Annotated in this window: 19 protein-coding genes; 9 read left to right on the top strand and 10 right to left on the bottom strand. The window is 58.4% G+C overall.

Annotated elements, in window-relative coordinates:
- The first annotated feature begins 49 nt into the window (after positions 1–49).
- On the top strand, positions 50–652 hold the full coding sequence (locus A3850_RS04135; RefSeq protein WP_068214496.1) for a Uma2 family endonuclease: 603 nt from the start codon (positions 50–52) through the stop codon (positions 650–652).
- Between the two features lie 65 nt (positions 653–717).
- On the opposite strand, the gene glyA is transcribed toward A3850_RS04135, so the two are convergent.
- Entirely contained in the window at positions 718–2,007 is a 1,290-nt protein-coding gene (gene glyA / locus A3850_RS04130) for a serine hydroxymethyltransferase (RefSeq protein WP_068214494.1), read from the bottom strand.
- Positions 2,008–2,291: 284 nt separating this feature from the next.
- On the opposite strand from glyA, the gene A3850_RS04125 reads away from it, so the two are divergent.
- Positions 2,292–3,680 (top strand): NAD(P)/FAD-dependent oxidoreductase, encoded by a 1,389-nt coding sequence (locus A3850_RS04125; RefSeq protein ID WP_068214492.1) that lies wholly within the window; start codon positions 2,292–2,294, stop codon positions 3,678–3,680.
- 89 nt (positions 3,681–3,769) lie between these two features.
- On the top strand, positions 3,770–5,875 hold the full coding sequence (locus A3850_RS20295) for a 4Fe-4S dicluster domain-containing protein (protein ID WP_068214490.1): 2,106 nt from the start codon (positions 3,770–3,772) through the stop codon (positions 5,873–5,875).
- Between the two features lie 90 nt (positions 5,876–5,965).
- Here A3850_RS20295 and A3850_RS04115 read toward each other — a convergent pair whose 3' ends face one another.
- From A3850_RS04115 to hisF, 4 genes are all read right to left on the bottom strand, one after another.
- Entirely contained in the window at positions 5,966–6,931 is a 966-nt protein-coding gene (locus A3850_RS04115; RefSeq protein WP_068214485.1) for a sugar phosphate isomerase/epimerase, read from the bottom strand.
- Positions 6,932–7,005: 74 nt separating this feature from the next.
- On the bottom strand, positions 7,006–7,548 hold the full coding sequence (locus tag A3850_RS04110; protein WP_082921606.1) for a hypothetical protein: 543 nt from the start codon (positions 7,546–7,548) through the stop codon (positions 7,006–7,008).
- The gene (locus A3850_RS04105; protein WP_068214483.1) at positions 7,545–8,816 is read right to left on the bottom strand and encodes an MFS transporter; all 1,272 of its coding nucleotides are present in this window, start codon (positions 8,814–8,816) and stop codon (positions 7,545–7,547) included. The genes A3850_RS04110 and A3850_RS04105 overlap by 4 nt, the downstream gene beginning before the upstream one ends.
- Positions 8,817–8,989: 173 nt before the next feature.
- Positions 8,990–9,748 (bottom strand): imidazole glycerol phosphate synthase subunit HisF, encoded by a 759-nt coding sequence (hisF, locus tag A3850_RS04100; RefSeq protein WP_068214481.1) that lies wholly within the window; start codon positions 9,746–9,748, stop codon positions 8,990–8,992.
- A gap of 182 nt (positions 9,749–9,930) precedes the next feature.
- Between hisF and A3850_RS04095 the strand changes: the two genes are divergently transcribed.
- Both A3850_RS04095 and A3850_RS04090 read left to right on the top strand, forming a co-directional pair.
- On the top strand, positions 9,931–11,769 hold the full coding sequence (locus A3850_RS04095; RefSeq protein WP_068214479.1) for a hypothetical protein: 1,839 nt from the start codon (positions 9,931–9,933) through the stop codon (positions 11,767–11,769).
- 87 nt (positions 11,770–11,856) lie between these two features.
- Entirely contained in the window at positions 11,857–12,444 is a 588-nt protein-coding gene (locus tag A3850_RS04090) for a pseudouridine synthase (RefSeq protein WP_068214476.1), read from the top strand.
- Here A3850_RS04090 and A3850_RS04085 read toward each other — a convergent pair.
- Both A3850_RS04085 and A3850_RS04080 read right to left on the bottom strand, forming a co-directional pair.
- Positions 12,441–13,763 (bottom strand): hydroxymethylglutaryl-CoA reductase, degradative, encoded by a 1,323-nt coding sequence (locus tag A3850_RS04085; protein WP_076639922.1) that lies wholly within the window; start codon positions 13,761–13,763, stop codon positions 12,441–12,443. The genes A3850_RS04090 and A3850_RS04085 overlap by 4 nt on opposite strands.
- 80 nt (positions 13,764–13,843) lie before the next feature.
- Entirely contained in the window at positions 13,844–14,884 is a 1,041-nt protein-coding gene (locus A3850_RS04080; RefSeq protein WP_068214472.1) for an isopentenyl-diphosphate delta-isomerase, read from the bottom strand.
- 387 nt (positions 14,885–15,271) lie between these two features.
- Here A3850_RS04080 and A3850_RS04075 point away from each other — a divergent pair, with 387 nt between their 5' ends.
- Entirely contained in the window at positions 15,272–15,859 is a 588-nt protein-coding gene (locus A3850_RS04075; protein WP_068214470.1) for an SPOR domain-containing protein, read from the top strand.
- Positions 15,860–15,861: 2 nt separating this feature from the next.
- On the opposite strand, the gene A3850_RS04070 is transcribed toward A3850_RS04075, so the two are convergent.
- From A3850_RS04070 to A3850_RS04060, 3 genes are all read right to left on the bottom strand, one after another.
- Positions 15,862–16,161, bottom strand: coding sequence for a rhodanese-like domain-containing protein (locus tag A3850_RS04070; protein ID WP_068214468.1), 300 nt, complete (start codon positions 16,159–16,161; stop codon positions 15,862–15,864).
- Positions 16,162–16,254: 93 nt separating this feature from the next.
- Positions 16,255–18,744 (bottom strand): T9SS type A sorting domain-containing protein, encoded by a 2,490-nt coding sequence (locus A3850_RS04065; protein ID WP_068214466.1) that lies wholly within the window; start codon positions 18,742–18,744, stop codon positions 16,255–16,257.
- Positions 18,745–18,915: 171 nt separating this feature from the next.
- Positions 18,916–22,737 carry a PASTA domain-containing protein gene (locus tag A3850_RS04060; protein ID WP_068214464.1) on the bottom strand — a complete coding sequence of 1,274 codons (3,822 nt, stop codon included), beginning with the start codon at positions 22,735–22,737 and terminating at the stop codon, positions 18,916–18,918.
- A gap of 601 nt (positions 22,738–23,338) precedes the next feature.
- Here A3850_RS04060 and A3850_RS04055 point away from each other — a divergent pair.
- The 3 genes from A3850_RS04055 (at position 23,339) to A3850_RS04045 (ending at position 26,549) form a co-directional block, all read left to right on the top strand.
- Complete coding sequence (locus A3850_RS04055; protein WP_197493982.1) at positions 23,339–24,967, top strand: sedoheptulose 7-phosphate cyclase; 1,629 nt, start codon at positions 23,339–23,341, stop codon at positions 24,965–24,967.
- A gap of 69 nt (positions 24,968–25,036) precedes the next feature.
- Positions 25,037–25,720, top strand: a complete 684-nt coding sequence (locus A3850_RS04050) for an HAD family phosphatase (RefSeq protein ID WP_068214456.1) — start codon at positions 25,037–25,039, stop codon at positions 25,718–25,720.
- A gap of 16 nt (positions 25,721–25,736) precedes the next feature.
- A complete protein-coding gene (locus tag A3850_RS04045) occupies positions 25,737–26,549 on the top strand; it encodes an O-methyltransferase (RefSeq protein ID WP_068214453.1) in 813 nt (270 codons plus the stop codon).
- Positions 26,550–26,555 lie beyond the last annotated feature (6 nt).

Here is a 26,555-nt window from a genome sequence, read left to right as displayed (position 1 = left end):
TGAGTTAGGGCGGAAACGTTTGTATATTGACTAACCAAATTACCCGCTGATGCAAGCTACAACGAGTGCCAAGATTACTAGTTTTAGTGACCTCGATCCTAACGGCTACTATACCTACCAGGATTATATGTCGTGGACGTTTCCCGAGCGGGTAGAGTTGTATCGCGGAATCCCCATGGAGCTTCTCCCCGCTCCAAATCGAAGACATCAAGAAATATCCTCGGTATTACAAGGTGAGCTGTACCAGTACTTGAAAAATTCGGGGTGCACGCTTTTTAGTGCCCCGTTCGATGTTCGCTTACCAATCACGAATAAAAAAGGTAAGCCCGACACTGTCGTCCAACCCGATCTATGCGTGGTATGTGATGAGAGCAAGCTCGATCAGCAAGGTTGTAACGGCGCCCCCGACCTTGTCGTGGAAATACTCTCCCCCGGCAATCCAAAGCGCGAAGTACGGGAGAAGTACGAACTATACGAAGAAGCCGGCGTGCTGGAATACTGGGTCGTCTACCCGGGAGAAGATACCCTCCACGTTTTCGTCCTGAACGAGGCCGGAAAGTTTATCGGCCTGCGTCCCCTCAATATACTGGATACGCTAACGAGTACTGTTTTCCCGGATCTGGAAATCGACTTGGGTGTAGTCTTTAAATAGCACCTACGAAAAATCCCCGCGTGACGATTGTCGCGCGGGGATTTTTATTGGAGAAGAATAGGCCATTACGCCATAACCGCCGCCTTTTCGTACAGCGGGAAATTCTGCATAAACGCGTGCACTTCCTCACGCACTGCAGCGATCACTTCCTCATTTTCCACGTCGTTGATGATTCGGTCGATCCACTCCACCGTCTTCACGCAGTCGGCTTCCGTAAAGCCACGGGTGGTTACCGCCGCCGTACCGATCCGGATGCCGGAGGGGTTCATGGCTGTCTTCTTGTCGAAGGGCACCATGTTCTTGTTGAGGGTGATGTGGGCGGCGTTGAGCGCGTCCTCCGCCTGGGTACCGGTCACGTCCTTGTTGGAGAGATCGATGAGCATGGAGTGGTTGTCGGTGCCACCGGAGATGATGTGGTACCCTTTATCGACGAGCGCTTGCGCCATCGCCTGGGCGTTGGCGATGACCTGCTTGCCGTAGGCCTTCCACTCGTCCGTCAGGCTTTCGCCGAAGGCAACCGCTTTAGCCGCAATAACGTGCTCCAACGGGCCACCCTGCATGCCGGGGAAGACGGCGCCGTTGAGCAAACGGCTCATTTTGTAGAGTTTGCCACTCTTGAACTTCTTGCCGAAGGGATTATCAAAATCCTTACCCATCATGATGATGCCACCGCGGGGGCCACGGAGAGTCTTGTGGGTAGTGGACGTCACGATGTGGCAGTGGGGTAGGGGATCGTTCAGTAAACCGGCGGCGATGAGGCCGGCGGGGTGAGCGATGTCGGCGAGGAGGATGGCACCGACCTCGTCGGCGATCTCGCGGAAGCGGGCGTAATCCCAGTCGCGGGAGTAGGCCGAGGCACCACAGATGATCATTTTTGGTTGGACTTCGCGGGCCTTTTCGGCGACCTTATCCATATCCACCAAACCGGTGGCTTCCTCGACGCCGTAGAAGTGAGCCTCGAAGTGCTTTCCGGAAAAGTTGGCCGGGTGTCCGTGGCTCAGGTGGCCGCCGTGCGCAAGGCTAAAACCGAGGGTCTTATCACCGGGCTTGAGGCAGGCGAGAAAGACGGCCGCGTTGGCCTGAGCGCCAGAGTGGGGCTGCACGTTGGCGTATTCCGCACCGAATAGTTCGCAGAGGCGGTCGATGGCGAGTTGTTCTACCTGGTCTACCACTTCGCAACCACCGTAGTAGCGCTTACCGGGGTAGCCTTCGGCGTACTTATTGGTCAGGCAACTGCCCATCGCTTCGATGACGGCGGCGGAGGTGAAGTTTTCGGAGGCGATCAACTCAATGCCGTTGCGCTGGCGCTCGAGCTCTTCGTTGATGAGGTTGAAAACGGCGGTATCTCTTCCCATTATCCCAGTATTTATACCGCGCGGCGGCGGTGGTTGTTAGCTTAGGCGCAAAGGTAAGGGCTCGGCGATACACCACGCGAGTGAAGCGAAAGCAAACTGAGGACAAATTGATCACCGAACGGGCGATTTATGCAACCGCCGGGGGTCGGCAATCCTACACTTTTACCAGACTTCCGGGTGAATGAACGGGCCGGGCCTAACAAGATTTGCCCATATTCCTGAATTTAACCGGTGCTTCCGTAGTTTGGAGGCAGTATATCCGAACGACCTTAAGCTTTATCCGCATGCACGTAGCGATCATTGGAAATGGAATTGCCGGCGTCACGGCCGCCCGCTGGCTCCGTAAGCTGGACGACGACGTCCGCATCACCCTGATCTCCGCCGAAACCGACTACTTCTTCTCCCGCACCGCCCTGATGTACGTCTACATGGGCCACCAGCGAATGGAGGACCTCATGCCCTACGAACCCTTCTTCTGGGAAAAGAACCGCATCGACCTGAAGCGGGCCTACGTGGAGCGTGTCCTGACGGACAAAAAGCAACTGCAATTCGGCGGCGGCACCACGATGGCCTACGATAAACTCATCCTCGCCACCGGCTCCACCTGGAACAAATTCGGCTGGCCGGGGCAGGACCTCGAGCGCGTCGGCGGGATGGTCTCCGCCCAGGACCTGGAATACCTCGAAGACCACACGGATGCCATTAAGCAGGCCGTCGTAGTCGGTGGCGGCCTCATCGGCATCGAGCTCGCGGAGATGCTGCACAGCCGGCAGATTCCCGTCAAGTTGCTGGTCCGGGAGAGCTCTTACTGGTCCAACGCCCTGCCACCGGAGGAAAGCCAGATGGTGAGCCGCCACATCAAGAGCCACCACATCGATCTGCGCCACGATACGGAGCTGGATACCATCCACGACGACGGAACCGGTGCGGCTGGCTCTATCACCACTAAGGGTGGGGAGACCATCGAAGCCCAGTTCGTCGGCCTCACCGCCGGCGTACACCCCAACATTGACTTTTTGCGGGATGCCGACGGCCTTGAACTCGGCCGCGGCATCAAGGTGGATAACTACCTGCAAACGTCCGCCCCGGATGTCTACGCCATTGGGGACTGCGCCGAACTCCGCGAGCCCCGCGCCGGCCGTCGGCCCATCGAAGCCATCTGGTACACCGGGCGCATGATGGGGGAAACCGTCGCCTACAACATCCTGGGCCGCCGGACGGCCTACGACCCCGGCGTATGGTTCAACTCCGCCAAGTTCATCGACCTCGAGTACCAGGTCTACGGCGAAGTGCCCGCCCACGGCCGCGACGGTCTGGCCAGCCTCTACTGGGAGCACCCGGATGGCGAAAAGGCCATCCGCATCAACTACGAAGCCAGTACGGGGCAGATCCGTGGATTCAACCTGATGGGCATCCGCTACCGACACGAAGTCTGCGAAAAATGGATCCTGGACGGCGCCCACGTAGAGACCGTCCTGCAGGACCTCGGCATGGCCAATTTCGACCCTGAATTCTACAAAGAGTACGAGCACGAAGTCGTCGCCCTCTACAACCAGCAAACCGGTAAGCAGCTGCGGCTGGAGAAGAAACGCGGCCTGAATAATGTCCTCCGTTTCCTCGGCTTCGGGAAGAAGAATTCAAGGGCGTTCGTCTCTGCTGGAGCTTCCAAGTAACTAGTCTGGTAGTCTGGTAGTCGGGTAGTACGTACTACCCGACTACCAGACTACGCTACTACCCAACTACTCTACAAAAAAACTAGAATATGCCTTCCACCTCCACCAAAAAAACCGGTCTTCAGTACCTCGGCCTCGGGCTGTTTGCGCTGTCCCTGTTGGTTTTCACCTTCATGTTGGGTCTGGATAATTATACATTCAACGCCGACGACCTGGTGGCCAATTTTGCTAAGGATGATGCACCGGAGATCGGGCAAATGCACCAGGATGCCCTGCGGAATGCTGGTGAGCGTTACGGACTCTTTGAAGAAAGCTACTCCTCTACCTTCTCGGCTGAGAAAGCCCTCAAGCAAGTATTCTACCAGGCCCGCGCCGATGTGGATGCTACCCTAAATGACGTTGGTATTCCCGAAGGCAAGCAGAAATGGGAAGTGGAGTTACCCGAATGGCAGTTCAAATCTCAACTTACGGGATGGATTAAAAATGGCGCGACGGGCCCCGTCTCCAATACCCCCTGGCTCTTCTTCCTGCTGACCTTTGGTATGGCCGCATTGGGAGGCTTACTCTACATCATCCCCAAATTCAGCGCTCCCGAAGGGATCAAGCACGACCACATCTACCACAACCCCCTCACCAAGGGGCTGGACCTGGGCTGGCGGAGCTTCTTCCTCGCCGCCACTACCCTCGGCGTACTGGCCTACGGCTTTTACTACATGGACGGTAAGTACGTCTGGCCGGCAGCTACGGCGCTGGTGGGTCTGATCATCATCGCCATCGTGCTGTTCGCCCAACATTCCTTCGGGCGCGACGCGCGGGATGCCGGGCCGGAAGGCTTCAGCGGCTACCTCGGCATCTTTGCTGGCATCTACTTCATTGGCTTCTACGTCCTGCTCTACTGGGCGAGCCACCACATCATCGCCTGGGTAGCCATGGTGAGCCCCATCAGTGAAGGGATCTACCAATTCTTCAGCGGCAAGGATACCGGCGGGGAAGCCAGCCAGTGGTTCCTCTACGGCCTGATGTACTGCACGATCATGGTCGTGATGGGGGTACGGATGATCTCCAAGTACCGCCACAATAAGTACCAGATCATCCGGACGATCTCCGTCCTCTTCTTCCAGTTGGCCTTTGCGTTCATGATCCCCGAGATCCTCGTAGCGCTGAACCAGCCCTGGTACGACTTCAAGAATATCTGGCCGCTGGATTACGACTTCTTCTACAGTTGGTCCATCGACGGCTTCATCAATTCTCCCGGCAGTTTGGGGATGTTCATGCTCTTCTGGGGTATCCTCCTCGTGATTGTCGGCGTGCCCCTGATGGTCCACCTCGTCGGGAAACGCTGGTACTGCAGTTGGGTCTGTGGCTGTGGCGGCCTCGCCGAAACGATGGGTGACCCCTGGCGCCAGCTGTCGGATAAGTCCCTACGTGCCTGGAAATTCGAGCGCCTCATCATCAACGGCGTCCTCGTCTTCGCTACGCTGATGACGGCCGCCACGATCTACTCCTTCCTGCCAAATAATGATTACTGGTTTACCCGCTCGACCTTCCTAATCGTCTTCACCGTTCTTCTGCTGGCGGGTATCGCCTTCACCTTATTCAGCTACCTCAAGAACCGGATGGAGATCAGCCGGCTCGGTATCTCCCTGGCCATTGGGGTTGGGGTGGCCATCGTTGCCCTCAACCTGTGGACGCTCGGTACGGGGAGCGACGCTTACCTGTTCGGTAACACGGGAGCCGTCCAGAAATGGTACGGTTTTCTGATCGGGGCGGGCTTCGCTGGTGTGGTCGGTACCGGTTTTTACCCCCTCATGGGTAACCGGGTATGGTGCCGTTTCGGCTGCCCCCTGGCCGCTTATCTCGGTTTGGTGCAGCGCTTCCAGAGTCGCTTCCGCATCACAACGAACGGAGGCCAGTGCATCAGCTGTGGCAACTGCTCCACCTACTGCGAAATGGGTATCGACGTACGGGCTTACGCCCAGAAGGGGCAGGACATCGTCCGCTCCAGCTGTGTTGGCTGTGGCGTTTGTTCCGCCGTTTGCCCCCGGGGTGTCCTGCGTCTGGAGAATGGCTCGGAAGACATCAACAGCCGTGGCGTTGCCGAGCGGGTGGTGCACATCGATGATAATTCCATCGAGGCGAATCATACCGAGCGGCCGTTGATGATCTCCGAAGAAGGGGATATTCAGATCTTCTAATTCAATCCTTTAGCCAATTGGCTACCACGAAAAAGCCCGCGACGGAACCATTCCGTCGCGGGCTTTGCATTGCTAAGAGGGGGCTTTCGATCAGAGCTTGTAGATCTCTTGGCGGACGAGCTTCATCAGGTCCGAGTACCGTTCCTCGGCCATCAATTTGCGGTATTTGTCGCGGTCCAATTGTTCCACCATGTTCCAGATGGCGGTTTTCATGGCGGCGTGCTCGGTGAAGAAATCGACCATGTCGAAGATGCGCGGGCTGGCGTCGGCGGTGAAGTATTTGTTGTAACCAAATTCCTTGGCCCAGAAGAAGAATTCCACGGTGTGCAGGAAGTTCCGGCTGCCGGCCACGAGGTCCCAGTCAAAGTAGTGGTCATTATCGTTCGTGTGGAGGTAGTAATCCGTGTCCGTCTGTTCGCAGAGGGCGAGTACCTGGGCGGGGTTTTCCTTGGCGAGGAGGGAGTGGCCGAAGTCTACGGTAACGCCCATTTGGGGTACACCGACGTCCTTCAGCATCAGGATGGTTTTCGCGCAGGAGTCGAGTTGGCAGTTGACGCGGGTTTCGTTGATCTTGTACTCCACGAAGAGGGGCATTTCCTCGGCCCGGTAGTCGGCCGCCTCCGCCAGTGCGTCCGCCATATTGCGCCATGCTTTTGGGTAGTCCACCTGGAAGAGGTTGTCCCAACCGTCAGAAAGCGGGCAGCAACTCACCAGCGGCGCCCCAACCTCAAGGGCAAAATCCTTGGCGTTCTTAATGATCTGCACGGCTTGCTTGCGGATATCCGCGTTGGGCCGGCTAAGCGCTCCGGGCACGAATTGCGGTTCTTTCTTGATGTTAGCGTTAATGGCCGCAAACTCAAGTCCTGCCGCTTGCACCATCGCCTTGCACTCCGCGGCAGCGCCCCCGGTCTCGTACGGAAAAACGACCTCCACCCCCGTCACGCCGGGTATTTGCTGGACGGTCTGTAACCGTTGCTCTAACTCCGTTGGTTGGTGGTATTCGGAAAATCGGTCGCGGGTTTGCCCCAGAAAGGCAGTGATGATGGATTGCTTCATGGTTGGTATATGTTTAGTTGCTTGTTTATCAATATAGGCGCTGCCGCAGGTGCCAGAGAAATGGGAATGGGGATTCAATCCTCAATCACCGTAGCCCGCTGGATGGCCGGGTCCGTAAACCCATCCAGGGTGTCGACGACCTTAGTGGAAAAGGAAAACATCACCGCCCCCCGTGGGCCCGCCTGGAACCAGTGCGGGGTATCCGGCGGGAAGACCAATTGGTCACCCGGCTGCAAGTCGATCTCGTGGCGGAGGGTGTAAACGGCTTCCTTTCCTTCGGGGATGAACCCTTTCTTCATATTGTCTTCCCCCTCAACGTAGAAGTAAAGGTCTCCCCAAACGGCGCGGATGATCTCTTCCTTACCGGGGTTGTCCCCCTGGCTGGGGTGCCAGTGTTCGGGCTCGGTCTGGTTGGGCAAAAGGACGAGGATCTTCCCCGCCGCCCGGTCGGTTTCGTACATCGTCAGGATTTCGATCCCCTCCTGCCGCAGCCGCGAAAGGCCAAAATCCGCCGCCGTGATCTTCGCCCGGTCGGCATCGTTGATGGGAATGCCGGATTGCTCGATGAGGGCCAGTGCTTCGGCGCAAACGGCTTCTAATTCTGCTCTTTTAATCATAGTTGCTCGGTTTGGGGGGCAGCGATAATGGGTTGGGAAAGATCCACGAAGAACCAAAGGACAATGGCGAGCGCGCTCAGTGCCGCCGCGACGTAGAAAAAGGGTTGGGCAGAACCAAAGCCCTCCACCAGATACGGAAAGGCAAGCGCCGTGAAGAAACTGCCCAGGTTGCCGGCCATATTCATCGTGCCCGACACCGTGCCGGCACTCCGGCGGCCAATGTCCACGCAGGCCGCCCAGCTCGGGCTGAGCGTCATGTCGGCACCGAAGACGGCAATACTGAGCCAAACGACGGCGAGGGTAACGTCCGCCTGAGCTACACTGGCCAGTACGCCAACTGCCGCCAGGGTGAAACCGATCATGGCCGGGATCTTACGGGATAGGCTCAGCGAGGTCCGCTTGTACAGCGCGTCCACCAGGAAACCGCTTGCCCAGTTGCCCAGCGCGCCGGCCAGCAGGGGGGCGGCGGCGTAGAAACCCGTATCCGCAAAATCGAGTGAATAGGTGGATTTCAGGTAGGGGAACAACCAAGTCAGCGTAAAGAAGAAGGTGAAATTGCTACCGAAATACTGCCCCATCAGTAACCACATATTCCCGCTACCAAAGAGCTGACCGGTGGATATCCCCGGCCCGGGCGTGGTGACCTTTTCTTCAACGTTCTCCTGAATGTAGGCCAACTCCGCCGCGGGCACGCTGTTGTGGTCGGCCGGCTCGTCCCGGAACCACCAGTACCAGCCGATGGCCCAGAGCACCCCGACGGCGCCAAGGATCACGAAGCTCATCCGCCAACCAAAATTGTCGATCAGTACGGCTACTACCGGCAGAGCGATGGCCGCCCCGATCCGTCCGCCGCTGAAGTTGATGCCGTTCACGATTCCCCGCTCGCCCAGCGGGATCCAACTGTAGATGGCCCGCGCCATGCTCGGGAAGGCCCCCGCTTCCCCCACCCCGAAGATGAAGCGAACGACCAGCAGGCTGATGAATCCCCAGGCGGCCCCCGTCAACGCGGTGAAGATGGACCACAGGCTCACTACCGCCGTCAGCACCTTACGGGGCCCAAAGCGATCCGCCGCCGCCCCGGCCGGGGCCTGAAAGAGGGCGTACCCCAAGGCAAAAATGGCCAGTACCCAACCCATCTCTTTGTCCGAAAGGCCGAGGTCCGCCGCTACCGGGTCCTTTGCCACGGAGATCATGATGCGATCAAACAGGACGATGAGGGCCAGCAGGAAAGTGCCGGCGACCATTTTGTGGCGGGTGGGGAAAGGCATGTTGCGACTTCTAGCGTGCCTTAAGGTAGATAATTACAGGACTTGTGGCGTCCCGTGGCTACCCATTCGCCTTCATTCGCTTAGTTCTCCGTACCGAACTTGTGTCTGGACATATTTCTCGGGGCCAAACGAGTAGTTGAGCACGGCTCCGAATTCTTTGTTCTTCCGTACCCTCAAACCAACCGCACCGGTACCCCTTCTCCCGCCAGGTAGGTCTTCAACTCGCCAATCCCCACCTCACCGAAGTGGAAAATACTGGCCGCCAAGCCGGCGTCGGCCTTGCCTTTGGTGAAAACGTCTTTGAAGTCCTCCTTGCTCCCCGCGCCGCCGCTGGCGATGATGGGGATACTCAGTAGGTCGCTCATTTCGGCCAGCGCTTCGTTGGCGAAACCGGCTTTCGTGCCGTCGTGGTCCATACTCGTAAACAGGATCTCACCCGCTCCCCGCTCCTGTGCCTCCTTTACGTATTCGAATAGTCTTCGCTCCGTGGGGATCCTTCCTCCTGCGAGGTAAACGACCCACTGCCCGTCCGTAAACTTGGCATCTACGGCAGCGACTACGAATTGGTTACCAAACGCATACGCCAATTCGTCGATCAGTTCCGGCCGGCGCACAGCGGCGCTGTTGACGGCTACCTTATCCGCCCCGGCGTTTAGCAATACATCGACGTCCTCCAGTGCCTTGATGCCGCCGCCGATGGTGAAGGGAATATTGAGGTGGCGGGCAATATCCCGGGCCAGATCCGCCAGCGTTTTGCGGCGTTCGTGGGTGGCCGTGATGTCCAGGAACACCAGCTCATCCGCCCCGGCCAAGCTGTACTTGGCACCGAGCTCCACCGGGTCCCCCGCATCCCGCAGGTTGACGAAATTGACGCCCTTCACGGTGCGCCCGTCCTTAATGTCGAGGCAGGGTATGATGCGTTTGGCAAGCATGGGTAGTAATTAGTGGGGTAGTCGGGTAGTAGCGTAGTTAGGCGGTACTACCTGACTACGCTACTACCCGACTAAATACGGCGCTGCCGCAGGTGCAAAGTTAGTGAACAATGGTACGGCTGGCAGGAGGGTTGACCCCTGTGCATTTGCCCTTATCTTTATTGGGACATCGAACCCCTAAGATGAGACGTTTTCACCTACTCACCCTACTGCTACTGCTACTGCTGCTGGTGAGCCAAAACTTTTTATCCGCCCAGGAGCAATCTGAACCGAGTGCGTACGACCTGTTCGAACGCGTACGGCAAACCGAACTGCTGACCCCCGGCGGACAAGATTGGCTGCTGGAAAGACTGCGCAACGATCCCCTCCCCACCTCCCAGGAATTGGGCACCAAAGTGCAAGGGGGCACGGTTGGGCCGAAGACCCATCTGCTATCCCTGATTGGCCAGGCCATGCGGAAGGACAGGTTCTTTCGGATCGGTGCCACCGGGACCAAGGCCAGGGCCTACCTCTCCGACCCTAACCAGGATTTCAGCACCTCCCCCGACACTACGCTGGGCCGGCTGCTCGCCGACTCTCCCGGCCGCCAGATTGAGCGAGCGATTGAGGCGACGGACTCCGTCGAAAACTCCTGGACGGCCCACCCGCCGCCCGCCCCGTACGCTGAGGATGACGAGCGCTTCACGGTCTACGATTACCTGGGCCACGAATTCAGCCTATTTGGCAAAACCCGGACGCGACTCAACGAGACGCTATTCCGGATTGGCCTCACCTCCAAGGCTACCCACGCCGCCATCAAAAACCGGCTGACGGGCGAGGACCTACCCACGGAGATGGACTTGCTAGCCTTCGCGGTGAAACGGACGTTGACCGAAGACAATATCAATCAATTGAAGGGGGAAGAACGCCTGCTCGTTAATCACCTCGTCCGCCGGGAATTGCTACACCCGGAGGCCATCCTGCTTTCGGAAGAACAGCCAAATGAGCTGGTAGATTTCTTTGAATTCCTGAGCCTGGGAGAATCCGCCGTTCGCTTCCGAACTGACGAGTTGCCGACGGACCCAAAATTGGCCTACCGCGCGGTTTACGATTCGCTGCGAGGTCTAGTACCCGATTTTGACTTCACGGAACTACGGGTGGAGCTGATCAAGGTAGCGACCGACGAGACCAGCACCGGTCTTGTGGATTCGGGTCGGGTCTCCTTTACGGTTGGGGAAGACCGCTACGCTTACAATCTGGCCTTCCCACCCAATTTGGCCGATGACCCGCTGGACACCGTAGCTCGCTTCGTGCCAAACCCCAGTATGCTGACGGGTATCAACCATTTTTTGGCGGACCGGGCCTCCCGCTACCGCTTGGCTTTCCTCGCACCGGCCGACCCCGGCGCGGAAGGCCGTACCGAATACTTTGCGTTGCGTCTCTTAACCCAGCCGGAGTACAATGAGTTGGGGGCCGCCAGTAGCGACATCTCCCTCAAGGGAACGGGCAGCTACGATAATGACCTTAGCCCGAAAAACTTACGTCGTTTCCTCGGCCAAATGGATTCGATCGGCCTACTGAACCACCTTAGTACGACGGAACAGAATGCCGCGGAGACACGCTGGCTCGACGCTGACGTGTACTCCCGGCTCCACGTACTTTGGTATTACCCAAGGGTGATGGTCAGCATCAACTACAATGGCGCCAACCTGCCTGGTGGGAGGAAGGTATTTTTGGAGCGGCTAGCGGCTATCTCGCGGGGCCAGTTCACCCCGACGGATATCGTTGATATTCAACTGCGGGCCACCCCCACCGCGCCGCCCGTGGATGAATTTGGTTTCGATTTCGGCGGAAGCCGCTACGGCAACCTGATGCTGGATGACGGCCCCCTCCGCCAGCCCGGCATCATCAAGCTGGCGAACGAAGCGCTTAGCTCGGTAGGGGAAGCCCGCTTCCATTTGACGACCTACGGCATCCTCTTTCTGGAAGCGGAGCAGGATGCATTTTTTCGGGCGCATTACCCCGGCCTCATTGTGCTGTGATTTGGTGGAGGGTAAAGGGTGTCACTGGCTACTTTTGGGAAAGGTACACCTGCCCATTACGCGTTTTATTCGCTTTAGCTTCTCTGCATGAACCCCAAAACCCACCACCACTACCTCCTCAACAAGCCCCACTCAGTCCTCTCCCAGTTCACCCACCAGCACACCAAGCGCAAGAACAAACGGATGCTGGGGGAACTCTACGACTTTGCCCCCGGCACCATGGCCATCGGCCGGCTGGACGAGAATTCCGAAGGGCTACTCCTACTCACGACGGATGGTAAGGAAAGCGAACGCATCCGCTCCGCCGGCGTCGAAAAGGAATATTACGCACGGGTACTGGGCGAATTAAATGAGGATGCTCTACGCCAAATTCGGGAAGGTGTAGAGATCGGCTTTAGCGGCAAGAAATACCGGACGCTGCACTGCGCCGTCCGCAAACTGGAGCCGGCGCCCGAATTCTCCTTCCCTCCTCGGCGGGAACACCAGTCCAACCACGGCCCGGCTACCTGGGTTGCCGTCACCCTCCGGGAGGGGAAGTACCGGCAGGTGCGGAAGATGCTGGCGGCGGTCGGCCACCCGGTTATCCGGCTCGTTCGGGTCCGCATTGGGGGCATTCAATTGGGCGACCTGGCCTCAGGTGAAGTCCGCGAGGTGGCGGCGTTTACTCAACCCTAAGTCCTCACCGTTTCCAGGAAAGTCCGCACGCCGGCGTAGCTAACGGTGCGGTCCGCAAAATGGGCTACGGTAGCTTCCCTTTCCTTAGGCGTGGCCGCAAACTCAGTCAGGATATTTTGCAGGTGCATCTTCATGTGCCCCTTTTGGATGCCCGTCGTAACGAGGCTCCGAACGGCCGCAAAATTCTGCGCCAGCCCAGCTGCCGCGATCACGCTCATCAGTTCCGGCGCGCTGGGCTGGCCGAGGCAATCCAGCGATAGCTTGGCAAGGGGGTGCAGTTTCGTCAGGCCACCTACGGTACCGAGGGCCAGGGGCAACGACAGTTCAAAATGGAAGTGGTCGTGCTCGATCCGGCACCGGCTCAGACTGCGGTACGTACCGTCCTGGGCCGCAAAGGCGTGGGCGGCGGCTTCTACGGCACGGAAGTCATTGCCGGTGGCGATCACGACGGCATCGATGCCATTCATGATGCCCTTGTTGTGGGTCACGGCGCGGTACGGGTCCTGCCGGGCAATCTCCACGGCGTAGCGGAAGCGGCGGGCAAAATCGTGCGGGTCCACGCCGTTCACGGGCAACGCCATGTCGGCAATCGGGCAACTTACCCAGGCGCGGACGATACAGTTCGGGGTGTGGTTACTTAGGATAGCCATGATGACTTCCAGATCCCGCTCACTCTCCCGCAAACTCGGGCTGGTCGTCGCCCAACGGCGCAACTCCTGTCCGTAAGCCTCGAGCACGGTATTGATAAAATTGGCCCCCATGCTATCCGCCGTTCCAAATTTGACGAGCAGTTGGTAACAATCGTCGGCCACTTCGGGTAGGTGCTTCCAGGTAATGCCGCGTACGCCTCCCCCCCGGCTTTCCATGCGGGCCGTCAGTTCCTTCGTTTGGGCGCTGACGCGGGTACAGAGTTCGGACAGGAGCGCAGAGCGACGCTCCGGGCTGCCGGACCACCGAAAGTGCAATTGGCCGAGTTTTTCCGTAGCGACGATCTCCGTCTTGAACCCACCCCGGGTCATCCAGTATTTTGCCGCCGCACTCGCCGCGGCCACTACGCTGGATTCCTCGGTGACCATTGGGACGACGTAGGTCCGGCCGTTCACCACGAAGTTGGGGGCCACCCCGTAGGGCAGGGGGAAGTTGGCGACAGTATTCTCGCTGAAGCCATCAAACACTCGTTGGACTTCCTCGTCCGAAAAGTCAAACTTAGCCAGGGTGCCGGCCGCGCCGTCCTCCAGAAATTGTTCGGCTAGCCACTGCCGGCGTTGTTCCTTACTGAACTTGCTGAAACCGTTGATCCGTTGTTGGTCTTGTGCCACTATCGGTGCTGCTTTTGCTGTTGGTCGAACCCTAATTATTGGGGGCGGAAGTAGGTTTGAAGTCGGTCGATGCTACGGGCTCAAATGCGGATGCGAAGGTAGGCATTCGCTAATTCCAAGCCTCTGATCTGAGTGGCCACGTAACGCTGCAGCGTCGCATAATCCTCCCGGGCAAACTTCAAGAAGGCAGACGCCTGCCCGTAGATGGCCGGAAGTACGGACCGCTCAGTTAGGTAGTACCCCTCCAGAAAATCCTTGACGCCGCCACTGATGATTAAGTGCTGCGTTTTGATGTCTTCATTGAGGCTACCGTCCTCATTAATGGCGATGTGGTTAACCATTTCCACCATCTCCCGGGCGCCGTGGCCCACCTTGACGAGGGGTTCGTAGGCAGCGCGCCGCAACTCGTCACTGCGGAAGAGTTCCAGTTTACTGAAGTTGGTCCCACCACCAGCGGCAGTATCGACGGCGAGTAAGGGGAGTTCTAGTAAGGACTTGAGACTGGCGGGGCCCATTCCTTGCCCTACCTCCTTTACGATGATGGGTAAGTCGGGCAAGCCCTCCAGTGTTGCCTTGACGATGTTGAGTGGGGTATCCCGAAACACATCCCCTTCCGGCTGCATCGCCTCCTGCAGTGGGTTGACGTGGATGATCAAACCATCCAACTGCAGGGTGCTGACCAACTGGGTGATGTTACCTAGGTGGCCCCGATCCAGCAAGGTTTCGATCTGCGCTACCCCCAGGTTCCCGTATAGAGGGACGTCCGGGCCGGTGAGGGGCCGCACGTCGAAATCCTGGAGCCGGTCATGGTCGTAAAGCAGAGGGCGGCAGGAGCCTAGGCCCATCCCCAAACCAAACTCGTTACAGGCTCGCGCCAGGTTATGGTTGATGGTGAGCGCCTTCTCCGTACCTCCCGTCATGCTACTCACCCAGAGCGGGGCGGCCATGGTTTGCTTCCCGAAGGCCACGGCCTCCAGCGAGCCGGGGGCCGGGTGAGCGGCGAGCATGGGTTCGTAATCGAAGCGCTCGTCCAAACCCGTCACCTGCGAACGGAACGCCAATTCGATGTGGTCTTCCTTGCGGGTCGCGGCGGTGGGGTCTTCTAAAACGGTTTTGGACATAACTGCTACGGAAAGATTTAACGTGGGAGGGGTCAACGCAGCCCCAAACACTGCCTGCCCAATATGGTTTCGGCGCCAAAGGTAGCGGGGGCAGCCCGTGTGTAAACAGGAATTGAGTCCGGGAGTAAGTAGCTTTGGGCCTAAGTTTGTATGAATTGTGGCCCAATATCATGTTGGGAGCCTTTGTGAGCGGACAAAAAAAAGAGGCGCCCTGTTGGGCGCCTCCGAAAACGGTCTTTCCAAAAAGCAAACACTTAAACAATTCTTGATCGCACGGAAAACGAAACAGAAGTGCAATCCGTTTTTCGTACGTGTTCACAATAATACCGTCTTCGTCCCGATTATTGCGCTCCGGCAGATAATTCGCCGAATTTTAACTTTTGCCCCATGCGGAATACGCCCATCCTCATCCCCATCATTCTGGTCGTCTGTCTCGGTACGCTGGCTTACTTACTGTACGCTGCACTGACGACGGCCCCATCCGGCCCCGGTTACGCCACTACGGCAATGGTAGCCGACCGGGCCGTTGCGCAAAATCAACTGCGGACAGCACCTCCTCCCGCAACGGGTAATTCAACGGAAGCCGAGGCTTCGGAGCCCGATCTGGATACCTACTTTCAGCGCGTACCGGAATCCCAGGTCGTCACCGCAGACGGAACTGACGCTACCAACTTCATGGACGCCGATGAAGACGTGGAACTCTCCGGCATGGACAATGACGTAACCCGCGAAGTGCTGGCCGACCGCGCCGGCGCGTACACCGTGCAGGCGGGTAGCTTTCGCCAACTCCTCAACGCGGAGAATCAGGTCAAAAAGCTGAAGAAGGCCGGCTTCGGGGAAAGCATCGTTCAAAAATCAACGGGTGGCGCTTACGCCATGGCGGTTGTCGGTCGCCGCGCCACGGAAGCTGACGCTAACGAACTCGTTGCCCAACTCAAAAGAAAAGGCTTCGACGCCCGCGTCGTCAAACGCTAGCTCTAAGCCTCCCGCAGCCACGCCAACATCCCTCCTTCCAGGTTACGGACATTGCTGAAGCCGGACTGACCCAACAACTGGGCGGCCATCGCCGAACGCTTACCACTACGGCAGTAAACGATGATCTCTTCGTCCTTATGGGGGGCCAATTTATCTAGGGAACCCATGAGGTCGCCCAGCGGTACGTGGACACCGCCAATGTTGAATTCACTGCGCTCGTAATCTTCACGCACGTCTAGCAGGACGTAGTCCTTCTTATCTCCCGCTTCTCTTTCTTTCAGTTCCTGGATCGTTGCGTCCATAGTGGTATCTATTTTTTCGAGAGAACGCCTGATGGCTGCTTTAGATTAGCGGCCGCGGCATTCGGGTAAAATTGATCGGGAAACAAGCTCGTATTACTGGCGGATGATCTTGTGTTGGCTGCGCCGCGCACCGTCCGTCACCTCCAGCAGGTAGAGACCGGCCGGGTAACTCCGCAGGTCGAGACGATCCACACCAGTGGCAGATTGCAATAAAGCGCCCGTCGCGCTGAATAGCTGCAATTGCAGGTTGTTCAATTGTAGATCACCCGTTGGGCGGATGCGTAGTTCACCGTCGGTAGGGTTAGGGAACACTTCAATGAGTGAGGTAGCTAGTTCCGTATCCGGTGTGCTAGTTGTAAAGCCTTCGAAACCACCCAGCAGAGGGCGGAGCATCAAAGCACCCGAGACGCTGCCGGCCAGTTGCCGCCAACCGCTACCAAAGTTGAACCATTGCGTGCCCGCTGCGGGCGCCGTATTTCGGTCGTAGCCAATTCCGACGGGGACGGTACTCCGCTGCTGTTCCCACCCCACAAAGAATACGCCTTCGGTAAGGGGGAACGGTGTATCAAAAATGTAGGTCGTGAACCCTTCGAGGGAGTCGCGCAGGATGTCTTCCGGTACGACGATGTCAAAATCTTCGCTGTAAATCAGTTCGTCCGGCTCCGCGTCTCCGGAGTAGACGACCAACCGCAGTTGCTGGTTACCGAAACTGGCCAGGCCCCGGGGGATGCGCACTTGAATGCCGCGCAGTTCATCCTCCACGTACGCGACGTAACGTTGGAGCGTGACCGTCCCCTCCGTCAACTCAATGGTCGCTTCGGCGGAGCCATCGTCGTAAGCCATGTACTCGTCCAGAATCGTGAGTGTGGAGAGTTCGTTGTTTTCGCGGGTTTTCAAGAAGCCGGGCGAGCTGGATTCAGCACCACCCGCCGGGGAGAGGGTGAAGCGGGTATCCAGAATTACGGGCTCTTCCGTAAGCGGCAGGCCATTCAGGTAATTCTCCACTGCGCTGAGCCCGGTCCAATTTTCGTTCAGTGGCCGGTCAACGGTCGTCAGGGAAGGAAAACTATTGGGGAGGTTCGTGACGTCCGCATTCTGGAGGTTGCCGAGGGCAACTACGTTGAAATCCGGCGTCAGGACCGTGATCTCACTTTCCTTTCCGCTGGAGAGTTCAATGGCTCCGTCGGATACGTTGAATACTCCAACTTCGATCCCCGGAGCTACCAGGTTATCGTCCGCCGCCTGGAAGTGGCGCAACGGGAGGCTCGTAAGTGGCCCCAGTACCGAACCCGGCACCTGCGTCAGCGCCAAATCATCCGTAGTGATATCATTGTCTTCCCGGGCCAGTTTGACGTAGTCGAGGTGCCACATGTCTACCGCTCCTCGTTCGCTACTCTTGTTGGCAAAACGGAAGGTAAAACCGTCATAGAGGTAGTCAGCGTCGAGCATAATGAGGTAGGGCTCGAAGGGGAGGGGGACCGTGCTCGGCTCCGTAGTGGAGCGGCCGCCAACGCCCAGGACCGTGCGGAAATCACCCTCCGGGTGCAAGAATTGGACGACGAAGCTGTCCTGTCGCTCAGGCCGGTTACCCAAACCACGGGGTTGCAAAAAGAAGCTGAGGGCCGCACCATCCTGCCCGTTCATTTTGAGGGGCGCGGAAGTAAGGTAGTCCCGGACGGCCGGCCGGTTGCTGCCGGAAATAGCGTAGGCTGCTCCATCCGACGCGACGGCGTCAAAGGTCGCTACCCCTACCGATGGCGGCTGCTGGGCAAAGGTCCGGTTGATCAGCACGTCCCGGTCCTGCCACAAGCTGGCGTCCGGGCGGAAGTTATCTTCACTAAAATCATCCACGAAGGGGAGGCCCAGGCTGGGACGGTTGATGTTGATCTCCGTACGGTAAGTGTCGCACAAACCAAATGCAGTGCAGAGTTGAATGCACACGGCATCCGTACCACCGTAGCGCGCGGCCGTGTAGGCAAAATCGTTGCTTTCCGCCTGGCTATTGATGAAGAAGAAACGTTGGTCGCGGCCGAGGTAATCCGGCGCGCAGTTTTCGATGGAGCGGCAGAAAGCCTTGCGCGCAAAGTCATCAGCCGGCCCGCTTACGTTGATTTTCTGCCCTGGTTGCGCGGTTTGCGTGGGCAGGTTGACGGTGCGGCCTTCTCGCTGGACGACGATAACAATCACCGTCTCTTCGCCACATTCGCCATCGCTTCCGCAACCCTGTACGATGAGGGTGTCGGCCACTTCTTCCACGTCCGCATTGGCGGTGTAGATCAGCGTATCCCGGCGCAAAAGGGCCTGGCCACCCGCCGCCACGTTACAGCCCTGGCAGGCGTAGGTGATGGGGCCTTCAAGGTTGAAGGTGTCCGGCTGAATCAGCCGCTCCAGCGACGCTCCGGGCCGGAGCAAGGTGAAGGCGGTTTCGTCTATCGGTTGGCAATCGACCTTTTCCACCGGTGTTCCTTGAGCATCACTCCCGGGCGTGTCGTATCCGCCGAGCGGCTGGATGGTGAACTGGGCCGCAAGGCTGGTCAGCGCCAAAATAAACAGGGCCGTCGTAGCGAGTAATCTTGTAATCATGTTCTGTTCTTGGGGGTATACAACGCCGGGGCTCGGAGAATAATTTGTGGGGACAGACCTTTTATGGTCTTCCCCAGTGCTTCTCATAAACCATCATCGGTTCGGATATCAGTGCCAACTTATTGGCGTCAAAACGGGTCCAACCAACCTTTATGCCTAATGGTCAGCTACTTAGTCACAATTGGCGGGCCGGCTATCGGAGAGGTAAACGTTGAATTTGGAACCCACCGGCACCATCGTGCCCTCACTGGGTTCTACGCGCACGACGTATGCATCACTCCGGCTGGCTACGTTGCCGTAGATGTTCCCGACGATGAGGTCGGAGCCATCGAGCAAGAATTCTACCTCGCCAAAGGTCTTGCAGCGGAGGCTGGGCACCTTCACCTCGCCGGTTTCCCGGACGGTCACGACGAACTCCAACTCAGCACCTTTCGGCACTTCTACACGGCCCCCTTTCAGGTCATCCTCGGTGATCTTTTGGTCGCCGTAGAAGAAGTGGAGAATCGTGTTTTCTTCCTGCTTGCCGTCGTACACCTGTTCGCGGATCTTGGAGGAGATCTCGCCCATCCGCGAAAGGCGGGTCGTGTACTGTGTATAGTCGTATTCGCCCGTCAATGGCGGTAGTTTGATCATCGGCGCCTCGTCCGTGAGGATGGTGAGGTAGATGCTGCGGTTCCGCTTCACGCCGGCGCCCGCCTTGGGGTGCTGCCGCGTCACCGTCCCCGGTGGGCGGCTGGGGTCGAAAGCGCCCTTTTCAAATTTGAGTTTGAGGCCGAGGTCATCGGCGAGGGCTTCGGCGTCCGCGCGTTGCATCTCCACGAAATCGGGCAGTTCGAGGCTGGCCCCGTGGCTCGTGTACGCCTGGATGCCGTACTTGACCACGAAGAAACAAAGCAGGAAGAAGAGCAACATTGCGGCAATGTTCTTCCACAGGTAGCCACTCTTCAGGAGGGCCAGGGTACTGGGTACGAAGCCAGTTTTAACGGGTGCATCGGCGGTCATGGGCGTAGCGGGGGTAGCGGGGGTAGTGGCGGTCGGTTCATCCGCCATTAATTTATCGTAAACGGTTCCGGACGTTGCTACTGCTGCAGCACCGGACAATTTTGCCGCGTTACTGCCTCCGGCGGTGGGCGCTGCCGCAGGTGCCGGGTCCGTAGGAAGCGCACCGGTAGATGGGGCGGATACGGAGGACTGAGCCTCAGCGGTAGGAATTATGGTAGCGGCCGTAGTAGCGGCAGCTGGAGTAGGGGTAACGGGCTTTTTCGCGGCCAGCGACCGATCCCGCCGGGACTTCCCGTAGGCGAGGATGCGGGCAATAAACTCCGCCGGTTGGTACCCGGCCAGGGCGGCCTGGTGGAAGATGGCCGTAGCCGGCGTCATCCCCGGCAAACTGTTCACCTCGATGGGTACCGTAACGGCCGTACCGTCGGGTTGGATTCGCACGAAAGCATCGATGCGGCAGTACCCCTCCACGGCGACGGCGCGGGCGGCCTTTTCGAGGTCGGCCTTCACCTGGCCGGCGATCATGGCGTAGCTGTGTTGGTCCGTCCCCAGGCGGGCGGGCGTCAGGTTTTGCCCTTCTCCGGCCAGGAACTTCTCCTCGAGGCTGAGGATCTCTCCGCCAGCCAGCGTCTCACTGGGTTCGAATACTTCGTAACGGACTTCTCCGTCCACCCCGTAGTGCGTGAGCATGCCACCGGTAATCTCCAGGAACTTTGCGGCCCCCTCAGCGGTGATGGCCCGTTCGAAGAGGATGGTTTCCTTGCCACTCGGCCACTCATCTTTGGCGTTGACCTTTAACTCCTTGCGGGCGGCCCGTTCGTTGAGGCCGGCCGGGCGGAAGGTCAGGTGGGTATAGGCGATGAGTTCCTGCCGGTCCTTGATGAGGACGACGGCGGAGCTACAGCCGTCATCCACCGGTTTGGCGATGAGGGGGTAGCCAAAGCGCTGCTCCACCTGGTCGTAGAAAGCCATCTCGTCCGCGCGAAATTCCGCAACGGGGGCGAGCCACTGTTCGGTGACGGGTAATCCTGCTTTCTGGAGAGTGCGGAGGGTGGCGAACTTATCAATCGTCACGCGGCTGCTGGCGATGCCGGAGCCATTGTAGTAGATCCCCAGTGGTTCGAGGATGGACTGGATTTGCCCGTCCTCTCCCGGCCGGCCGTGGAGGGCGATGAAGGCGCCATCAACGAGGCGGGGCAGGTCCTTCCACTCAATCTGTTCGGGGTGGAAAACGACATCGCGGTCCGCGTACCGGTCGGTAATGTCTTCGCAGGCATCCCGGATCTCGGCGATGACGGCGTGCTCGCGGGAGTGGCGCAGCTTGTCGCGGATGTCGTCGGCGTTGTCCTTTAATAATAGGTTGATCGGTAGCTGGTGCAGTTGGTAGGCGTCGCGGCCAGTCCCCTTACCGGTGGCTTCCAGGAAGAGGGGGATGGGGCGGTAGCCTTCGCTCGACGCCAGTTTCTCAAAAACGTTGCGGCCGGACTCTACGCTGATGTGGCGTTCGAAGCTGGGGCCACCGAGGATCACCCCAATTTTCTCCTTGACGTTGGCGGCGGACTTGGCGGCGTCCATCGCTGCGTCGAGCGCGGTCCCCAACTCCTGGGCGACCTCCATCCCCTTTGCTCCGGACCCGCGTTCGCGCAAAGACTGGCGAATGATGAAGGTGAGGAACTGACTGGGGTTGAGGCCGATCTCCGCCGCCTGGTGGAAAAAGAAACTGGAGGGCATCATCCCCGACGTGGTGTTCGGGTCGTTGAGGAAGATCTCCCCGCTCTTGGTGTGGAAACCATCGATGCGTGCGTACACGTGGAAGCCGAGGGTTTCGTAGAGCCGCTCACACTCGGCGCGGATGGCCTGGATGCGTTCGGTCGGCAGATCGATCGGCGTAACCTTGCGGCTGCGGCCGGGCATATACTTGGAGCGGTAATCGAAGAGCTCGCTGCTGGGCTTGACGATCTCGGTGGGGGGGAGGGCGACGGCGCGGCCATCGGGCGTCCGCAGCACGATGGTGGAAAACTCCTTGCCGTCGATGAAACCTTCCACGATGACACGTTCCTCGGACTGGTGGCCGGTAAACACGACGAGGGGGTAGCCGGCCGGGTCGGCCACGGCGGTTTCGAGGTAGTCGAAAAGTTCGTCGGGGGTGTAGAGGGTGATCTCCCGTTCGCCCCGTTTGGCGTCCATGGGGAAGGCCACGCCGTCGCGCAGATCGCTGAGGTTGCGGACGTATTCGAGGCGCTCAAATTCATCGCGGGCCTCGTATTCATTGAGGGGGAGGAGCTCCCGGAAGAAGGCCGCGTTAACGGCGCGCTCGAAGCCTTCCAGCCCGTCGGATTCTTTAAGGATAGCCACCCCGATGGAGCTGCCCTGTCGGGCGGGGCGCACGACCATGGGCCAGCCAATCTCCTGCTCCGCAGCGTAGTAGTGTTCCTGGACTTGGCGCCCGTCGAAATCACCGTTTTCGATGACGAGGATGGGCGGGGAAGGGAAGCCTTCTGCCTGCATTAATTGTTTCTGGACGGCCTTGTCCATTCCGATCTCGCTGGCCTCCACGCCGGAGCCGGTGTAGGGGATGCCCGCGTATTCGAGTTCTTTTTGGAGTTGGCCATCCTCCCCGTATTCGCCGTGGAGGGCGAGGAAAGCGACGTCGATCAGTTCCGGCAGTTCGTGGCGGCGGAGGCGGCGGCCGATTTTCTTGCCCATGGCTTCGAGGCTGAGCTCATCCAAAGGCCCCAAGCTTTCCTGGTACACTTGGAACCCATGCGCTGACGCGGGTGCCAGGTCGATGGGTGGGAAGAAGTCGCGGATCGTGCCCCGGTAGAGGTACTGCCAGTCCAGCAGGTGCCACTTGCGGTGGCTATCCACGAAGATGGGGACGGGCTCGAAGAGGGCCTTATCCAAGTTGTCGTAGACCGTCCGCCCGCCGGCGAAAGAGATTTCACGTTCGCGGCTGGGGCCGCCGAAAAAGATGCCTACTTTGATGCGCATGAGCTACCGGCTACGGGAGTGATGAAAAGCAGCCACGAAGGTAACGCGCGGGGGCGGGACGTGTTTTATTGGTTTAGTATCCGTAGGGGTGGGGGGAGGATGCGCTGGAGTTAGAGCCGTTTAGTAGTCCTTTAGGGTGAGGGCATTGTTGGATCTGGTGCCCGGCGAGGGAGCTAATATTGGACTGGGTGGGTACACCGTCAGCTAGCGCCAACATTGATTTCTGATACCCAATTTTAGGGCGCAGGCGAATGATTCGTCAGGGCATCCTTTTGCGTTCTTGCCACACAATGTGGCACCTGCGGCAGCGCCCGAATGGATCTGAAATCATGGTACGAGAAGCCGCCAATCAGTATGAATAATTGCAGGATTCTCGTAGTGATATTGTTAATCACGCGATCCAATTGTTGGGAAAAACTGTCGATAAACTTTCTGCAGCGACTTCAGTTAGGCCCGCAATTATGTATTGCGAGGGCTTTGTGACCCACAATTATCCTAACCTAAATTCACTGTTTTGCTTACAAGAATTGCCAGCGCCTTTAAACAATTACCTACTCCCGAGTCACTACAATCAACGTTAGAGAGCAATAGCTTTCGTGTTTTGGTCGAGCTGCTTCGCCAGGCCGATGCCTTTTCTGAGGGCTTCTCTCACAGCAGTAGCGCTGCCGGTCTCGGCGTTGAATCCGTATCCGCGCTGCGGCAACTGAAGACGGTCTACGCGATGCCCGTAGGCAAGTTGTTTACGCTACTCACCAGGCTTGCGGCCAACCTGACACCCACCGAGCTACTCACGTGGGAACGGTTCGCCGCTGACGTGCGAACGGGACCAAACGGCCAAAATGCCCTTAAGAAGCTATTGCTGAAAGGGGGGAAGCGGGAGTTCTACGAGCAACTTTTCTCCCGGCTGGAAGAGGAGGATCCACACGCGATCTACCCCACCTCGAGCTACCGTAATTCTTCGGGTCAGGTCACCTACGAAGGCGACGGGCAGCGCATCGAAGCCGTGATGTCGACGTCAGCCATGACCGAAATCCTCATCACCGAGGACGTACTGAACTTCGAGAGTGACGTACTGCTGAAGCTTTACCAACCACTGGGCCGCTGCGTGAGCGTCGTCGATGCCAATGTGGAAGAGCACTACGGTGAGGAGATTAACGCTTACTTTGCTTACCACGGGATCAAACTGACCAAGCTGGTGTACCGCGCCATGGAAGTGGATAAGGGCATCAGAATGGTCGAACTACTCCTCGGTGATTTCAAGAATGCCGGTGTATCCCGCGAGGAGCCGGTCCTGGTAGTCGGAGGTGGAGTACTGGCGGATACCGCCGGCCTGGCCTGCGCCCTGTACCACCGAAATACCCCCTACGTGATGCTGGCCACCTCAATTGTTGCTGGAATTGATGCCGGGCCTTCCCCCCGTACCTGCTGCGACGGGCACGGCTACAAAAACCTGTTCGGCGCTTACCACGCGCCCGTGATGACCATCACGGACCGGACCTTCTTCCGCTCCTTGCGCAAGGGGTGGATGCGGCACGGCGTCGCCGAGATCATTAAGATGGCCGTCGTAAAGGACCTGGCCCTATTTGAATTGCTGGAGGAAACCGGCTTCGCGCTGGTGGATACCCACTTTGGCGCGGATACCAATTCCGCAGACCTGAAGGAACGGGGGAACCGGGTGCTCTCCGCCGCGATGCGGAGTTACGTGGAGGCGGAGTACGGTAACCTTTACGAAACCCACCAGTGCCGCCCCCATGCGTACGGGCATACCTGGTCGCCGGGCTTCGAAATTCCATCGGGCATGCTACACGGCCACGCCGTGGGTTGTGGGATGGGATTCGGCGCCTACCTCAGCTACCTGCAGGGGTGGATCACCGCCGAGGAACGGGACCGGATCATGCGCTTGATCAGCAACTTCGAGCTTAGTCTCTGGCACCCCGTTCTGGAGGAAAGCGACCTGATCTTCGAAGCACAGGAGCGCGTGACGCAGAAACGCGGTGGCAACCTAGCCGCTCCGCTACCGAAAGGAGGCATTGGTACCTGTGGCTACCTCAATGAACTTACCCGGGAAGACCTCGCTTCCGCACTCGCCGATTACCAACAACTATGTGAATTGTTCCCCCGCCAGGGACTGGGTGTAGAAGCGCACTGCCACGAAGTTGGCCTGGAAAATCCTTCGGTAACCGGCCACTTCGAACCGATCAAAAAACCGGCTATTGCCACGGTTTCTTAACCATCCTGTTTAGCGAAAAATACTGCGCTTTTGCGCGGGAATCTCATCACCTCTATAACTACTTAACTAATGAAACCATCCGTACTCTTCATTGGGTCCATCGGGGTTGTGTCCGAGACTTCGGAGCTCCAGCGCCAGGCCTACAACCAGGCACTTAAAGACCAGGGCTTGAACTGGCACTGGACCTTGCCCACTTACAAAAAGCTACTGCAGACGAGCGGGGGTATCCACCGCTTGGAAACCCTGGCCGCTTCGACGGGGCAGGAGCTATCCGAGGATACAATCAACAAGATCCACACCAGTAAGACGGACCTGGCCGGTAAGTCGATCGTAGATCAAAAAGTATCGCCCCGGCCCGGTGTAGTCGACCTGATCCGGGCTGCAAAGAAGTCCGGCGCGAAAGTTGCCTGGGTTACCTCAACGTCGAAAGACAACACGGGAGCCCTGTTGACGGCGGCGGGCGAGAGACTTTCCGCTGATGATTTCGACCACATTTTCCACGCTGAGGACGCGCCCCAGGGTAAGCCCGCACCGGATATCTACCAGGCGGCGCTGAAGCACTTCGGGGTAAAAGCAGACGACTGCGTGGCGGTAGAGGATTCCATCAACTCCATCCTTTCCGCTAAGGGCGCCGGCATCTACACCATTGCTACCCTCGGGGAGAACCACCGGGGAACGCCGGTAGATAACATTGCCGATGCCGTTTACGCTTCCGCCGAGAGCATCCCGATCCGCGACTATTTTTCCGCCTAAAGCAAACCTTCCGCCGATGCTAACTGCTCGCCCCGTTACCCCGCATTCCATTCTGGCAGCGGAAATAGAAAGCCTCCACGAGAATATGGTAGCCACTGCGACCGAAGCGAACTGGTTGGCGGCTCTAGGTCGCTGCCATTCGCTCGCCGCCCCGCTGGAAGATTACCTGGAGCGGAGCTCTACGGCGCCGTCGGCATCTTTGGAGGCACTGGAAACGGCTACGCGCGCCATCAATTGGAAAGCGGCATTCGATGCGGGGCAAACTTCCCTGGAGCTGGAACAGGAAATGGTCTCCGGTAAATTGGAAGGGCAGTTCCTGCGGCTACTGGTGGCGATCTCCGGGGCGAAAAGAATCCTAGAGATCGGGTCGTTTACCGGTTACGCTTCGTTAGCTATGGCGGAGGCACTGCCTGCGGATGGCCAGTTGATTGCCTGTGAATACGACGCTTTTGCGGCCGGCTTCGCCGAGCGCCACCTACGGGCCAGCCCCGCCGGGAAGAAAGTGAGCATCCGCGTCGGGCCAGCCTCCGATACCCTCGATGAACTCGTTGCTGAAGGACAGCGCTTTGACCTGGTCTTCATCGACGCCGATAAACAAGGCTACCTGAACTACTTCCAAACCCTGCTTGACCACGACCTCGTACCGGTTGGCGGCTTAATCTGCGTGGACAACACACTGTACCAAGGCCAAGTATACGCCCGTGAAAAAGTGAGCGAGAACGGTGAGGCGCTGATTCACTTCAACGATATGGTTAATCAGGACCAGCGCGTGGAACAGGTGTTGCTCCCCATCCGCGATGGGCTCACTTTAATCCGACGGATTAGTTAAGCGCCG

Source organism: Lewinella sp. 4G2, from assembly GCF_001625015.1.
Lineage (GTDB): Bacteria > Bacteroidota > Bacteroidia > Chitinophagales > Saprospiraceae > Neolewinella.
This window is presented reverse-complemented; position numbering and strand designations above follow the sequence as displayed.

Excerpts from the sequence above, each read along its gene's own strand:
- A3850_RS04135 (WP_068214496.1), top strand. The coding sequence starts at position 50 with ATGCAAGCTACAACGAGTGCCAAGATTACTAGTTTTAGTGACCTCGAT.
- glyA (WP_068214494.1), bottom strand. The coding sequence starts at position 2,007 with ATGGGAAGAGATACCGCCGTTTTCAACCTCATCAACGAAGAGCTCGAG.
- A3850_RS04125 (WP_068214492.1), top strand. The coding sequence starts at position 2,292 with ATGCACGTAGCGATCATTGGAAATGGAATTGCCGGCGTCACGGCCGCC.
- A3850_RS20295 (WP_068214490.1), top strand. The coding sequence starts at position 3,770 with ATGCCTTCCACCTCCACCAAAAAAACCGGTCTTCAGTACCTCGGCCTC.
- A3850_RS04115 (WP_068214485.1), bottom strand. The coding sequence starts at position 6,931 with ATGAAGCAATCCATCATCACTGCCTTTCTGGGGCAAACCCGCGACCGA.
- A3850_RS04110 (WP_082921606.1), bottom strand. The coding sequence starts at position 7,548 with ATGATTAAAAGAGCAGAATTAGAAGCCGTTTGCGCCGAAGCACTGGCC.
- A3850_RS04105 (WP_068214483.1), bottom strand. The coding sequence starts at position 8,816 with ATGCCTTTCCCCACCCGCCACAAAATGGTCGCCGGCACTTTCCTGCTG.
- hisF (WP_068214481.1), bottom strand. The coding sequence starts at position 9,748 with ATGCTTGCCAAACGCATCATACCCTGCCTCGACATTAAGGACGGGCGC.
- A3850_RS04095 (WP_068214479.1), top strand. The coding sequence starts at position 9,931 with ATGAGACGTTTTCACCTACTCACCCTACTGCTACTGCTACTGCTGCTG.
- A3850_RS04090 (WP_068214476.1), top strand. The coding sequence starts at position 11,857 with ATGAACCCCAAAACCCACCACCACTACCTCCTCAACAAGCCCCACTCA.
- A3850_RS04080 (WP_068214472.1), bottom strand. The coding sequence starts at position 14,884 with ATGTCCAAAACCGTTTTAGAAGACCCCACCGCCGCGACCCGCAAGGAA.
- A3850_RS04075 (WP_068214470.1), top strand. The coding sequence starts at position 15,272 with ATGCGGAATACGCCCATCCTCATCCCCATCATTCTGGTCGTCTGTCTC.
- A3850_RS04070 (WP_068214468.1), bottom strand. The coding sequence starts at position 16,161 with ATGGACGCAACGATCCAGGAACTGAAAGAAAGAGAAGCGGGAGATAAG.
- A3850_RS04065 (WP_068214466.1), bottom strand. The coding sequence starts at position 18,744 with ATGATTACAAGATTACTCGCTACGACGGCCCTGTTTATTTTGGCGCTG.
- A3850_RS04060 (WP_068214464.1), bottom strand. The coding sequence starts at position 22,737 with ATGCGCATCAAAGTAGGCATCTTTTTCGGCGGCCCCAGCCGCGAACGT.
- A3850_RS04050 (WP_068214456.1), top strand. The coding sequence starts at position 25,037 with ATGAAACCATCCGTACTCTTCATTGGGTCCATCGGGGTTGTGTCCGAG.
- A3850_RS04045 (WP_068214453.1), top strand. The coding sequence starts at position 25,737 with ATGCTAACTGCTCGCCCCGTTACCCCGCATTCCATTCTGGCAGCGGAA.